This is a genomic window from Ruegeria faecimaris (genome assembly GCF_900182615.1).
Taxonomy (GTDB): Bacteria; Pseudomonadota; Alphaproteobacteria; order Rhodobacterales; family Rhodobacteraceae; genus Ruegeria; species Ruegeria faecimaris.
On sequence record NZ_FXTE01000003.1, the window covers coordinates 39,536 to 53,487 of the forward strand.

Genomic DNA, 13,952 nt, shown 5'->3' on the forward strand with positions numbered 1-13,952 from the left:
TCGAAGTAGAATTGGTCAAGTTGAGAACACTGTCGGTTTCAGCGCCAAGCCTTGTTGCAACAAACGTCATTGAGCCGCCTGGCGCTCTTTTTCCGGCCAGAATTCATCTACCACGACATATGCGATGATTACAAAGAAGGCGGCGCTGGCAACTTGCAAAACTCGAATGATGCTCTTGACGTCAGCCTCGTCTGAAAACGGCGCAACCGACCCGCCATATACTATGAGAGCCGTTGTAATAGCAGAGCCGGCAGCGGTGGCGAGCGGGGCTTGAGATTTACCGAGTGCTCCGAGTGTCAGGCAAAAGAAAAAACACAGCAGAATGGGCGTTAGAATAACCGGCGCTATTACGTTTATCTCATAGCAAATGATGGATACTGCCGCCCCAAGCAGGTTTGCCGTCAGCATAGCTTTTGCAACCGATTTACCCGCGGCAGGCATCGCTGCAAGTTGTTGGCTCAGCAGCGCGACAAAGAACAGAACCAGCAATGCAGACGCGCCGGAAACAAAAAATGCCATAGCAAACGGGACTGTGACAAGCGACATCCTGACTATGCGACGATATGGGTCGAAGCTTGGCGGCGCTGCAGCTTTTTTTTGAGCCGCCGTTTGAGGTTCAGCGGGTATCAATACGAACATCAGTGTCGATACGAAGCCTGCGAACAGCAGGTTCAACGGTATCCAATACACGAGCACCAAAGCCAGGTCCTGTGATTGCAGAACCAGGTTCGGAATCATCAATGCGCCCATGAGAGCTATGACACCGGGTAATACTCCGGCGCCGGAAACTGACCACATGAAAGACAGGATTATTCCAATCGCCACCAGCATCAGAAATACAAGCGGATATGGTGAGAAGATTGACGACAACAGGAACGAAATGAACATCAACCCAATAGAGAAGACAAAGAGCTTCGCAAATGCTGTCAAAGGCAATGCGGCAGGTGCTTGCAGAAAAAGGGCGGCGAACACCGCCCCAACGACGGCAAGCGGCCACCCAAGAAATAGGCCCAATGAAAAGACGCCGGTAACACCCAGCGCAAGCCGGGTGACAGAGCGTTGGTCCTCAGTACGCATAGGACAGAATTGAAACCACGCGGATATAGGTGCGACCTACGAGGTTCAGCAACGAGTTGTCGCTTAGGTACATGATCACATCGGCTTGCCCATTCAGTTGAAAGCGAAGGTCATCTTCGGTGCTTCCGGCTTCATAGCCAGGTAAAACGATCCTGACTGGGAACCTCTCAGGCTCCCGCAAAAAACCTTTTGTGCTTGGCGGGCTCGCTAATTGCCCGGGCACATCACCGCCACTTAGGGAAACAGCTGCACTAAAGCTCTCAATGACGCCCGGAATAACCTGACCTGGATGCATGTCCAACACTACATCAACCGGAGACCCTATCGAGGCTCTTCCTAGGTTGTTCTCGGAAAAATACGCCTCAATCCAGACGTCAGTTGCGTCCAGAAACGTCAACAGATCCTGACCGGATCGCGCATATGTTCCGGGGGCTATCAGCAAATTAGAGATGACACCTGTCGCCGGAGCGCGCAACTCAGTCCACTCAAGGTTAAGCTCTGCATCCGCCAAGGCGGCCAACGCGCGCTGGATTTTCGGGTTTTCAATCCCGTCGTCACCAAGTCTCTGTTTTGCTTTTTCCAGATCTGCTTTTGCGTTCTCATAGTTTGCCTCGGACTCTGCCAGTTGCCCTCGCGCATCATCGGCCTTTGAGACGGCAATCAACCCTTTCTTTTCGAGCGCAAATACGCGTTCTGTTTGAATGCGCATCGTATCCAGATCGCTCTGCGCCCTTGCTAGTTTGGCCTGTGCCGCTCTTACTTCTGCCGAAGATGCACCGACTTCTTGAGTGGCTGCTTCGAGATCAGCTTCCGCCTTGTCGCGCTGAATTTCGTAGGGTCGCGCGTCGATCCGGACGAGGACATCTCCGGCCGAGACGATTTGACCATTTTCGACCAAGACTTCAGTCACAGTTCCAGTCACCTGCGGGACGATCTGGGTCGCCACGGCTTTTACTCTGGCGTTCCCGGTAAATGGCGTTTTCCGATCAGCGACCAGGTACCAGACAAGAAAAATCAGAATGACCGCCAGGGTTGTCCAAATTGTCTTCCTCATTTCGCCGCGCCTTCAGCAGTGCCCTCGGCTTCGGGCGAGGTATCAATCCAAACTTTGAATAGCTCATAGAAAACAGCGAAGAGAACCGGCCCCATAAAGACGCCGATCAAACCGTACGCCATCATACCTCCGAGAACACCGATGAGGATGACCAACATAGGAGTCTCGAGGCCTTTTGAAATGAACACGGGTCTTAGAAAACTGTCCATTATCATGACGGGAACGGCCAATATGGTGAAGATCAAAGCAGTCCCGCCGGACATGGAACTCCAAGCGTAGATAATTACCGGTATTAGAACCAATCCGGGCCCGATTTGGATAATCGAGAGTATCAGGCAGATAAATGCCAGAGTGGCGGCCGAAGAAATCCCAAACAAAGCCAATAGTATCCAAACGCAGACCGCTTGAATGGCAGCTACGCCAATCACGCCTTTTGTAACGTTCCGAATTGTTGCGCCTGCCAGGGTTACGAATTCTCCACCGCGCGGAGCGAAAACACGGTTGGCAAAGCGCTGAAGACCTTGGACCATATTTGGCCCGGGGCTGAACAACGCCCCCATTATCAATACGGACAGAGCTAAGCCAAGAAGCCCGATGCCGATGCCCAACACCTTTCCAAACAGCGACTTGGTGATCTCAAGGATTTGCGCGCCATATTTCGTAAGCGCGCCGTCAAGATTGCGCTCAAACATCCCCCAGACATCGGAAATTTTGTCGCCAACCAATGGTAATTCCTTGAGGCCCTCGGGCGCAGGGGGGACTTTCAGCTCACCCTTGTCTGCTTGTTCCGCGAATTCAGCCCCTAGTTCTGCAGCACCAGACACCGCAGTTGCGACTGGCCCCAGGGTCAAAACAAGGCCCAGCAAAACCAAGATCGTTGTGGCAAGCTTTTTCCGACCTCCAAGCTTGGACTGCAGCCAATCAAATGCCGGGTAAAGCGCCACACAGAGGATAGTTGCCCAGATAACCACGCTTGCAAGCGGGGCCACCATGACCAAAGCGCTGTAGAGAAATAGTCCGAGAAAGAGCAATCGTATTGCCAGATCGACAATCTTTGCGTCCTGTGTCTTTTCCATTCCATCCCTCCATATGTTTTTTGAATGTTATACTCAAAAAACATAATATGTATATTTTTTTAGTTTTAGTGATCATCTATCAGCTTGAAGACGCAAATGAATCCAGGCCGCAGCTTGAGATGCACAGACGGGCCAATGCCTGTGCAGGAACTCGGTTTGGCTCATTTGAGTGCAGTCTATTAGTCCGCTTTTTTGTCGTCTTGGGACAAGATTGTATCTGCCACTGTGGTCGCCGCGGTAACGAAGACACCGAGGCCCACGATGATGTAAATCATTGTGAAGATCTTCCCTGCCGCGGTTTCAGGTGAGAAGTCACCAAACCCTACGGTCGAAATTGTCACTACAGAAAAGTAGATTGAGTCGAGCCAACTCCAACCCTCGACAAAGTGGTAAAAGACCGAGGCCCATAAAATCATTCCAACCGTGAAGGCAAGAATGCCTTTCACTCTACCGTCTTTGAAAGCGACGCCTATCCCACGTGTTATTCTAGTTAGTGAGTTCATCCTGTCCTCGTCGTTTGAAGAATTCACATATAACAGTAATTAGATAAATGTGGGAAATCGAGGAAATCTGGCTGCCAATAGCTTGGGGATGCGTCGAGCCGCTGAAATCGCAACCCCTGCAACGTGTCCAGTTCTGGTCGGTCAAACTCGCTTCAAGCCAGCTGATTGGAAGCTGGGTCAGCGGTACAAAAGTTATTTTGTCATCTACCCGTGATTTAGCTGTCCGACCAAATCAGCGAGAGTTATCAGCTGTACGGTCAAGATCATTCAGAGGTCGGGAAATCTTTCGACCATATAATCCATTAACCTAACAAATAAATGGTTTAGGTTGCCCAAGGTATGAATCGGAACATTAGGAGAAAAGCGTGCGATACGTTGCAAAAGGTGTATTGGTTTGTTGCGCTGTCGCGTTTGTGGCTGTGTTAGCAGCTTGGCTTTTCCTGTCTTCTACGTTGTTTTCTTCTGTAAGGACCACCTTCGTCGAAAACCTGATCTCCAAGAAACTTGGTCAGGACGTCATCATAGAGGATGAAGTGCGTCTGGGCCTTGGCCGGCACTTGCAGGTGTCAGCGGCGGGGCTGGTACTACCCGGTTCGCGGAGAGCGAACGAGAATCTGGCAGCAATCGACGAACTTGAGTTCGAAATTTCCACGCGCGACCTCTGGAACAGTAATCTATCGCTGAGCAACCTTTTTCTCTCGGGCGTTCACCTGAACCTGATCACAGGCAAAGACGGCGTCGGAAACTGGCAGTCCCTTTCCCAATCAGATGTAGAAGCCGGGCAAGCTGCTAAGTCTCCGAAAATGCCGTTGGCTGGAGTTCTAACGGACCATAAAATTGACCTGACCGATATCACCGTTTTTTACCAAAACGATCTAAACGGGCTTGAGCTGGATCTGCAGCTTTCTGAGCTGCTTCTAAAACGCGATACGGAAACCGACGTTGCGACCGCAGTTGGGGCCGGTTCGCTAAACGGAGAGAGGTTTGATCTGTACGCGACATTCCCTGCGGAAGACCCGTTTCAGGTAGCGGTGAACTTCGAACAGATTTCGATTACCGCAGAGGAATCCCCCATAGAAGACGGGCTGGAAGTGAAGACGACCTTAGAGGTTGTAGAACTTGGCCAGCTTCTCGATATCCTGAAGCTTGACCGTGTCCTGGAAGGTTCAGGAAGTATTGGTGCAACATTCAAATCGGTCGACGGCGTTGCTCGGATTGATGATCTAAGTGTTTTGACGGAGTTGGATGGCGGGCAAAGCCTCTCGCTGACAGGACAAATCGGAGAATTGGGAAATCCGGAAGACGTATCGTTGACAACCCGCATTCGGTTGTATCCTGAAGATGCTGAACCAGCCCCCGCCGCATCGCGGTATGATCTTAAACTTATCGCGGTCGACATGGTTATCGACAGCGTCCCCGGGCAGATTCCGCAGCGGCAAATGGTCATTAAGACCAACGGATTCACATTGGACACGTCTGGCGAGGGCCCGCCTCCGATCAAGTTCTCCGAACTTTCCAGAACACCAGAAGGCAGCTTAAGGGTCGGAAGCATCAACTTGAGAATTGGGGACCCGGCTGATCCGTTTATCATTTTGGACGGTTCGGTCGATGACGCGCTGCAGTTACAAGGAATATCAGCAGAAGGTCTAATGGATATTCCGGCAAGCAGTTTGATCTCGCCAGAACTGTTAGGACCGGACGACCAACTCGGCAGATTTTCCGGCGACTTTCATTTGAATGGCGACATCAATCAGCTATCGCTGACGAATTTAGATGGAAAGACAAGTGAAACAGAAGTCTGGAACCTCGAAGTACATGGCACTGTGAAGAATGTACTCAAATTCGAGGACCTGGATTTAGCAATTGATGTCGAAGTCCCGTCAGGAGCGGACCTTTTGGAGGCACTATCGCTTGAACGTGTGGAAACCGGACAGGCTCGCCTTGAGATTGACCTCGCTAGCGAAGGCACCGATTGGAACGCGAGTGCCAATGTCGAGATTTCTGAATCTGTCCTGGAAATTGTCGCCGATCTTGATGATGCAACAAGTGATCCTGTGCTGAAGGGTTCCATAGAGAGTGACCTGATAAAGATAGATCATATTCGAACGATCATTCAGGCCGCTGCACAGTTGCGGAAGCTAGGCGGTTCGGAGCCCGACGAGGAAGACGCCAATCAAGAAGCAGATGACGCTGGCCCTTTGAGAGATGTGACGCTTAAACCAATTGGGCGTTCAGTTCTCTTGTCCGGTATGGATATGGATGTCGACATTGACCTTCGGCACATAGAGGGTGCCAAAGGCATTAGCAGTTTGCAGAGCGAACTGACGCTTAACAAAAATGAGCTTAAAGCTGGGCCTTTGAAATTTGAATACGGAGGCGCTCATTTCGACGTCAGCGGGCAAATGGATCTATCGAACGACGCGCACCTGCTCACGTTGACCGGCAAGGCAGGCGGCTGGCAGCTGGATGACATTCTTCACGGACTGAACTTCAAAAAAGGTGCAAGCGGTACGATTTATGCAGATTTTTCGGTGTCAGGAGGAACCGATTCACCCAAGCACTTTTTCAACAGCATGAACGGCAACGCCACAGTTTCATTACGTGATGGCTCGATCGAGACCCAGCTTTTGGATTTGGCGGGGCTGGGTGTGCTACCTTGGGTGTTTACCAAAGAGAAACAAAAGGTTGCTCCAATAGTATGTTTGCGTGCTCCGATTAGTATCTCCAATGGAAGTATTTCGACGAAACAAACCACCTTGGAAACGGATCATGTCCAAGTTGTCGTTTTTGGCGGGGTCGATGTGGCTGTCAAGGTCTTGGATTTAGATCTACAGCCCCGCAAGATTGGCGAACCTCTTTCGAAAAGCCCCTGGCCAGTGACTCTAAAAGGCCCGCTAGCTAAGCCGAAAATCAAGGTCAAGGACGGCCCGAAGCGACTGAAACGATCAGATGGTGCAGACAAAATGCCTGCCAAAAGAAAACTCTGCGTCCCGGATATTTTGCAACTGCAGTAGTAGTAGTGGAGGCAGTTGGTTCAGGAACATATCTAGAATTGAAGAAAGATGGCAATGCTCCCAAAAAGGGATTTCCGCTTTGAGACCAAAGCGGACACCAAAAAAATGCCAGGCGACGCCAACAATTAGCGTCGCCCGATAGTCGTGGCCGTCGCTTTATTCTACCAATTTCAGATCACCAGGACGCCAGGTTTTGTCGAACCAAGGCTCGAGCGGTCCGTAGAGGCGCATCATCACGTTGAAGCTTTGCCCTGGCATGGTTTGCGCCCAGTTGTTCTCCCAACCTTCTGGGGCTTTTGGTCCCTTATGCGCTGACTTCAGACAGCTTTTTCAAGAGACCAACTCAGGCTCTTGGTAATATTGCTTACACAATGCGACCACAGACAGCCGGATGGGTCACTTGGTTAACCGATCTTCTGAGTATACGTGAGGGTCAATGATCGCGACTATGTCGTTTCCACTGTCCTCCAAGCCAAGTCTTTCGCAAAGCCGTGCAGAGGGAATGTTACCCGGAGCGATGCCTGTCTTGAACCCTGTGGCGCCAAGCTTTTCATGCGAGTGTATTAGAGCTATCGCCCCCAAGACTTTTGCAATGCCCTCGCCCATGCGTTCAGGTTTGGTCGAGAGTTGCCCCCATTGTGCGCGACTATGCAGCCGACTGCTGGAGGGGTGACACAGAACTGAACCCGCAGTTGCGACTGGAGCACCTGATCGATCAACGACGACCATAGCAAACCCGGGACGAGACAATCCGCGCATCACCGGCCCTATTGGCGGTAGAACACCATGGCTCAACGCGACTTCCGCGAAAGCTTCAAGCCATTCTGGTGGAGAGCTGCGATCAATCACGCGTATGGTTAAATCCTCGGGCAAAGCATGAGTTGCGACCACTTGGCGAGCGGCTTCGACACAGTTCAGACTGCCAAGATAGCAAGCAATCGTGTCGGTTTTTAAACCCTCGCTTTCAATTCGTTCTCGCGCCGTCGCCACCTCCTCACGCGGTATGCTTTCTATCGCCGTGATGCCAAGAATTCGGGCCATTGCGACGGCATCATCCAACGCCCCGCTATACTCGTTGGCAATCTGTATACCACGCCCATGGCTACAAAACCGAGGGTCATCACCCAACAGCTGCATAAGATGCTCGCCCATGGTTGACATGCGTCGCTGTGCTTCACTTCCGAATACTTCCATGAGATCTCCCTTGAAGTACCACATGACAGTTCTGAGATGATCGTTTGATAGGGGTCGTGTCGTCAAGCGGACGTCACGCGCAAGACTGCGACACAAAGAGGATTTTGGGAAAGGGCGAATTGCAGCTATGTCCGCAGGGCCGCCGTTCGTTCCTCATTGTGAACTGGATGTGTCGCAAACTTTTGCAACGACCATAGGCAGTCAACTACCGGACACACCTATTCTGCGATCTCGGCAAACAGCCGAAAGCCCGACGTGGTAGTGCTGGGGAATTGCCGCTTCCGGATCATTTTGGCGACCTCGATGCCGTCCAAAGTAGCTGATGCGGATCTGAACGATTTGAACCCACACATATGCCGTACACGACGCTTGATAAACCGATGATCCTGTTCGATTAGCTTATTCAAATACTTGGACCTGACCGTTTGGATTTTGGCTGGGCAGCCAAACCGATTAAGGATTTTGTTCACCACTCGAATGCCAGCCGCGTTGGCGCCGCTTTTGTCGATGACGATCTTGCTCGGGATTCCATTTGAAGACAGCGCTTTGGCAAAGAACCTTGCTGCTGCTGGACGGTTCCTGCGCTCAGACAACATGAAATCAAGAGTATTCCCAGCTTTGTCGACGGCCCGATAGAGGTACATCCAGTTGCCGCGAACACGAATATAGGTTTCGTCCATGCGCCATGAACTCCGCGTTGGACGCTTCTTTGACAGCGCACGAGCTGCGACGATAGGCGAGTATTTCACCCCCCACCTATTCAACGTGGCATGGTCAACTCGGACACCGCGCTCAGCCATGATCTCTTCCAAGTCACGATAGGACACAGTGTACCGCAGATAGAAGAAAACAGCGTACAAAACTGCATCCTTGGGGAAATGACAGCCCTTTAACGAGATCATGCTCAAGTAACCTGTTGGAAAATTATTCGACCAGTAAAAACCTCCGATCATGCATGCTCGTCAACTAGACCCCAGAGTTTGCGACACATTCTGTTTTTTTCAGTCATGCCCGTATCTCCTGGTCGAGTGAAAGAACAAAACCAGACCCTATTTGGGAACTTGCTGATAAAAGAAAAATGATAAATAAACCGAGCTAACGCAAATTTTTCTTGGTGGTAAATGCCGTCCAACCAGATAAGTCTAACCTGGCTGCGTAGCTTTGAAGCCGCGGCCCGACATCTGAATTTTACCAGTGCAAGCGTCGAATTGGGGCTGACGCAGGCTGCCGTCAGCCTGCACATCCGATCGTTGGAACAGCAGTTGCAGCACAAGTTATTTGTGAGGCGTGCAAGACACCTGTCTCTCACAGAGCTTGGTCAGGCTTATTGCTCAACTGTCCGGCAGGCGCTTGCTGATATCGATATGGCCTCGGCAAACCTTTTCGGGTCGATGGCGACGAAGACAGTTACGATCAAGGCGCCGATATCGACCGCTTCACTTTGGCTTGCGCCCCGTCTTCCGTCATTCAAGAAAGACCACCCGACGATAGATCTTCGCCTTGTGACAAATATCTGGACAGAGACCACCAATTTAGAAGAGATCGACGTAGAGCTGCGCTTGGGTCGTGGCAACTGGACCGACGCACTCTCCGAGAAACTCTCTGATGAAGCGATCGTCCCGATATGCGCTAAAGGCCGGAAGAACAGTGCAAAGCAAGTGCAGGATCTGCTGTCTGGTCCATTTGTTCACATATTAGGCCATGAAGGCCATTGGGAACGATACTTGAGTGCATATGACTGCACCAAGCCGCAAGACGCCCCGCAATACCTGGTAGACACAACCATTTCGGCGCTGCAACTTGTCGCGAGTGGCGGTGGCTATGCCCTAGTGTTCTCGCGACTGGTCAATACCGAAAATGGGCTCGCCTCGGGCGTTCGATTTGCCGGCAAACCGCTGCCACATCCGGATGCACATTTCCTAATGCAACCTGTTTCCAAAAAATCTGTACGACCAGAGGTCGAGATCTTTGTGGACTGGTTGCGTAAGCAGTTTAAAGAAGATGTTTGATCTTGGGATGAAAACAGATTTGCAGCGAGAGGGACGGTTTTGTCGACCACGATCTGCAACGGAATGCCTTTGTTGGCCAATGCCTCCGCGAAGAATTGCTTGGCCGCCGCGGTATCGCGGCTTTCAAACGGCATAAAATCAAGGGTTTCGCCGTCGCGATCAACCGCTCGATACCGATACATCCAATGGCCGCGCACTTTGAGATGGGTTTTGTCCATGCGCCATGAAACTGCACTAGGGCGCTTGCATTTGTGCATCTCAATCTTGACCTGGGGCGAGAATTTCACCACCCAATCTTCTGATTGTCACATGATCAACCGCAACGCCCCGCTCTGCCAATATCTGCTCCAGATCGCGCTAAGACACTGAGTATCGTGAGTAAAAGTAGATTGCGTGAACAACGATGTGCTTTGGAAAATGACATTCTTTGAACGAGCGTGTTGAGCGTCCGCTTTGCAGATTGACTCACGCATCATGCCGGTCGGGGTTATTCCAGGCAATCAAGTTGAAAAGTTTGCGGCAGAGCCTGCAGGAGAAATTCCAACTGACTAAATCGGCAACGCGGTGCTTCAGGTACCACTAAGATGCGTTGAAAGATTAACTGCCGGGATTGCGGGTTTCTGCCAGCTCGTGAACAGGTGCCATTTGGTCGGGTGACCGATTTCAATGGCCTAAAAGTGCTGCATAGAGTCCGAATGCCCCGACGGCGATGAGGCTGAGTGCCCAAACGACATCAAGATTGAACCATGTCTTTGAGAGGAACCTGAGCCCCAGCCAAAGGTAGATCACAACTGCGATGGTGCCGCCAGCAATTGTCATCGACAACGTGTGTACTGCTGCAACAAGAAACGCAGTCGTCACGTTGCTGCTCATAAGTGTTTGTGCTGCGGCATGACCGGTTTCGTTCGCTCCAATCGCACAGATGCCCAGAAAAATCGGCACCAGCATCAAACCAGCCCCATGCGCCATCGCAGCGAGGAATGACCAGAGCGCCAACCGGGCAGGGTGCACGCGCGCCAGAATTTTCGGATGTCTTCGGTTGATCAGCAGATAGAGGCCCATGGCGATAACCAAAAGCCCGGCGACCACGCGGATTTGAACTTCCCACTGAACAAGGAACATCATCAGTGAGAATGGCAACAAGATGCCAATCATCGCGAGGAAATGCCCCGTGGCCAACATTGCCAGCGCTTTTGGCAGGGCGCTGTGCTTTCGCTCCATCAACGCCGCCGAAACGGCCAGCGGCCAACCCATTCCGGGGTTGATACCGTGGTAGAGTCCAGAAAAAATGACAGCCCACCAAAGGGCTGTCATTGTTGTTATGTCGCCCATTTCTTAGACGGACGGATAGCAGAAGCTGTCGGTCGAACAGTCACCGCCTTCCAGGCGAATTTGGTGACTGCGCAGACCTTTGGGGAAGTCGACATAAAAGTCATTGTTCAGCGTCAGCCCCCCGTTTTCGCCCACATCGGCCATCACCATTTGTCCGCCTTCGTCGTCGGGATAGAACTGGTTGTCCCAGGTGGAGTAAAGCGAGTTGGTCCAGTAGACGCGCTTGCCGTCGCGGCTGATTTCAACCATTTGCGGGCCATAGGCAAAATCCTTGCCGTTGGAGTGCTTGGTGCCGCGGGCGATGCCGCCCAGCTCGACTTTTCCGGTCAGCTTCGGGTTCATCGGGTCGCTGACATCGTATTGATGCATCTCGCCCAGCCCCCAGCACGCAACATAGAGGTATTTGTCGTCTAGGCTCAGGTCGATATCGGTGACCAGCGGCGGCACGGCCTCGAACCCTTGCAACAGTGGCGGCAGGTTCTCGGGCTTTTCGGGACGCGGGTCGATGGTGATCGTTTTCTTGGACTGCCATTTGCCGTCGTCACCGCGCCACCATGTGAAAATTGCGCCTTGCAGGTTGGTGGTGTCCACCACGACACCACAGAAACCATAAGATTTTGTCGGGTCATGCGCAGGGCGAATTTCCAGTGCCATCTGGTAATTGTCGCCGAAATCCATCGTCTGGATATTCTTGCGCGCGCGCAAGTCCCAGAAGTGGATCGAATGGCCATACTTGTTCGACAACAGGTCCTCGGGCACCACGCCGTTTTCAAACTGCGGCGGCAAACCCCATTCGGAACTAACCATGTAGTCCTGCGGCAGGTTCCACCAGAAATCATAGTGCTTGTCCTGCTTGCCGCGATCCATCTCGTATTGCCCGATTATTTCGAACGTCTCGCAATCCATGATGAAGATGCCCGGAGGTCCGTCTGTACCGTCTTCGCCGCCACCTCCAAGGCAGGAAACATAGATCCCTTCGGGACCGCAGTGGATGGTGTGCGGGCGCGAATAACCGGTTTTTGCAAATAGTTCTTCGGGTTCGATCGTCTTGTGGATCTTGGCCTTCAACGGGTCTTTCACGTCGATGACGTAAATACGTGAGGATCGGATTCCAGGTACGATCAGATAACGTCGTTCCAGAAAGGCGTGCCCGGTCAGAGGAGACAGAGATGACGAACAGGCGTTCCAGCCGAAATGGTGAAATTCGTCGCCTTTGTTGGGAACAATGACCTGATGTACGATCTGGCCATAGGTGTCGGAGTCCGGTTTGAGGTCAATGACCGCGATGCCATCAGATTGCGATCCGTCCGGGCTGAGCATTACAGTGAAGGCGTAGTTTTCCACCGGGGCCTGCATGGCAAGCTTAGGCGAGGCGTGAAACGTTGGATCTGGTCTCAGGTTCATTTGGTTTCCTCCGGTTTGTTGAATTTTTCCTATTCTCAGTGTCATCCTTTTGGCCAAAATGGCCGGTAGTTGTTCGTTTCGTTATGTATCCGTCACGTTGCACAGCTGGATTGCGCCACTGACCTTCTTGGACAAACCTTTCAATTTCTCGCCGATCTCGATTCGGTATTCGGTGCGGAACCGGCGAATGGGGCCAACCGCACCAATACTGAACGTAGCACCGATGTTGCCGATCGATACCGGTGCCGCAACGCTGGCAATTCCGATGTCGATTTCCTGATCACAATCGGCAAAGCCGCGTTCGCTAATTATCTCGAATTCGCGGCGTAGCTCATCTTCGGACGTCTTGGTGTGTTCAGTATACGCCTTCAGGCTCCCTGACATGATGCTTTCGCGAAATTCCGGTTCCGCAAAGGCGGCAATGGCTTTCGAGCACGAGCAGGCATGCATGGGACGTACGCCCAAGCCCGGATGAATGAAGGCACGAGCGGGATCATCGGGTGTTTCTACGTGGATGATTTCAACTTTGTTGTCGCGAAAGCGCGCAAGAAAAACCGTTTCATTAAAATTTGTCGCTGCGAGGCGCATGAGGGGGGCTGCACAGCGTCGGACATCGGCATCGGACTTTCCAAGCAAGGCAATCCTGATCATCCGCTCGCCAATGATGTATTTTCCGTCATCAGAGGGTTCGTCGAGGAGATTTTGTTCAACAAGTGACTGAATGAGCCGGTAACATGTGGGCTTGGGCAGATCGGTTGCACGTTGAACCTCTGCCACCGAAACAGGGCGTCCGGCGACTGCGATGATTTCAAGTATCTGGATCAGACGTTCTAGGTGCATGTTAATGAAATTCTCACAAAACGAGACTGTGTATCGAATGATGGGAATCTTTCGTCCAAACGCAAGTATAATCTTTGGGAAATCTATATGCGGACAATGGCGGTGGCTGCGATTGAGACCGAAAAATTCCTTGAGATCATTGAGGTGGAGCTAGATGGATCACAGACTGGCGAAGCCCTGATAGAGATCTATGCGACGGGGACTGTAGCTGTTACCAACCCGGCCGAGGCCGAAATTGACTGAACCGGTTTCGCGTCGGATAGGGCGGGATAGGCCCAACGCTATACAAAGGTTACGACCTGTTGGCGCGGTTCAGATCATTAGTGTCGACCCTATGCATGCACCTAAGTAGATCCGTGCGGTTGTTGAATTCTGGCAAGGAAAGTTACCGACTTCATCTTTACTGAAGTTAATTAAAGCTAATTGAGTTTGACTGATATCGCCCTCTA

13 protein-coding genes and 1 pseudogene are annotated in these 13,952 nt (G+C 51.8%); 3 read left to right on the plus strand and 11 right to left on the minus strand.

Annotation, left to right across the window (positions count from 1 at the left end):
• Positions 1–66: 66 nt before the first annotated feature.
• The 4 genes from FN806_RS08475 to FN806_RS08490 form a co-directional block, all read right to left on the minus strand.
• Positions 67–1,077 (minus strand): DUF2955 domain-containing protein, encoded by a 1,011-nt coding sequence (locus FN806_RS08475; protein WP_142636062.1) that lies wholly within the window; start codon positions 1,075–1,077, stop codon positions 67–69.
• Entirely contained in the window at positions 1,067–2,131 is a 1,065-nt protein-coding gene (locus tag FN806_RS08480; RefSeq protein WP_142636064.1) for an HlyD family secretion protein, read from the minus strand. The genes FN806_RS08475 and FN806_RS08480 overlap by 11 nt, the downstream gene beginning before the upstream one ends.
• Complete coding sequence (locus FN806_RS08485) at positions 2,128–3,207, minus strand: AI-2E family transporter (RefSeq protein ID WP_142636066.1); 1,080 nt, start codon at positions 3,205–3,207, stop codon at positions 2,128–2,130. Before FN806_RS08485 ends, FN806_RS08480 begins: the two co-directional genes overlap by 4 nt.
• Positions 3,208–3,386: 179 nt before the next feature.
• On the minus strand, positions 3,387–3,653 hold the full coding sequence (locus tag FN806_RS08490; protein ID WP_246097203.1) for a potassium channel family protein: 267 nt from the start codon (positions 3,651–3,653) through the stop codon (positions 3,387–3,389).
• Positions 3,654–4,075: 422 nt separating this feature from the next.
• Between FN806_RS08490 and FN806_RS08495 the strand changes: the two genes are divergently transcribed.
• On the plus strand, positions 4,076–6,724 hold the full coding sequence (locus tag FN806_RS08495) for an AsmA family protein (protein WP_142636070.1): 2,649 nt from the start codon (positions 4,076–4,078) through the stop codon (positions 6,722–6,724).
• 156 nt (positions 6,725–6,880) lie between these two features.
• Here the strand turns inward: FN806_RS08495 and FN806_RS20760 are convergent, their stop codons facing one another.
• From FN806_RS20760 to FN806_RS08505, 3 genes are all read right to left on the minus strand, one after another.
• The gene (locus tag FN806_RS20760) at positions 6,881–7,045 is read right to left on the minus strand and encodes a DUF1214 domain-containing protein (protein WP_342782000.1); all 165 of its coding nucleotides are present in this window, start codon (positions 7,043–7,045) and stop codon (positions 6,881–6,883) included.
• A gap of 75 nt (positions 7,046–7,120) precedes the next feature.
• Complete coding sequence (locus tag FN806_RS08500) at positions 7,121–7,918, minus strand: GNAT family N-acetyltransferase (protein ID WP_142636072.1); 798 nt, start codon at positions 7,916–7,918, stop codon at positions 7,121–7,123.
• A gap of 218 nt (positions 7,919–8,136) precedes the next feature.
• Positions 8,137–8,820: an IS6 family transposase gene (locus FN806_RS08505; RefSeq protein ID WP_142636074.1), complete on the minus strand. Its 684-nt coding sequence runs from the start codon at positions 8,818–8,820 to the stop codon at positions 8,137–8,139.
• 219 nt (positions 8,821–9,039) lie between these two features.
• Between FN806_RS08505 and FN806_RS08510 the strand changes: the two genes are divergently transcribed.
• Positions 9,040–9,927, plus strand: coding sequence for a LysR family transcriptional regulator (locus FN806_RS08510; RefSeq protein WP_142636076.1), 888 nt, complete (start codon positions 9,040–9,042; stop codon positions 9,925–9,927).
• Between the two features lie 41 nt (positions 9,928–9,968).
• On the opposite strand, the pseudogene FN806_RS20840 reads toward FN806_RS08510, so the two are convergent.
• The 4 genes and pseudogenes from FN806_RS20840 to FN806_RS08530 form a co-directional block, all read right to left on the minus strand.
• Positions 9,969–10,184: pseudogene (locus FN806_RS20840) on the minus strand (DDE-type integrase/transposase/recombinase); the annotation flags it as partial.
• A gap of 406 nt (positions 10,185–10,590) precedes the next feature.
• Positions 10,591–11,259: a hypothetical protein gene (locus FN806_RS08520; RefSeq protein ID WP_142636080.1), complete on the minus strand. Its 669-nt coding sequence runs from the start codon at positions 11,257–11,259 to the stop codon at positions 10,591–10,593.
• Positions 11,260–11,262: 3 nt separating this feature from the next.
• Positions 11,263–12,663 carry a selenium-binding protein SBP56-related protein gene (locus tag FN806_RS08525; RefSeq protein ID WP_142636082.1) on the minus strand — a complete coding sequence of 467 codons (1,401 nt, stop codon included), beginning with the start codon at positions 12,661–12,663 and terminating at the stop codon, positions 11,263–11,265.
• A gap of 81 nt (positions 12,664–12,744) precedes the next feature.
• The gene (locus FN806_RS08530) at positions 12,745–13,503 is read right to left on the minus strand and encodes an IclR family transcriptional regulator (RefSeq protein ID WP_142636084.1); all 759 of its coding nucleotides are present in this window, start codon (positions 13,501–13,503) and stop codon (positions 12,745–12,747) included.
• A gap of 87 nt (positions 13,504–13,590) precedes the next feature.
• Between FN806_RS08530 and FN806_RS20440 the strand changes: the two genes are divergently transcribed.
• Positions 13,591–13,746: a hypothetical protein gene (locus FN806_RS20440; RefSeq protein ID WP_185956661.1), complete on the plus strand. Its 156-nt coding sequence runs from the start codon at positions 13,591–13,593 to the stop codon at positions 13,744–13,746.
• Positions 13,747–13,952: the final 206 nt, after the last annotated feature.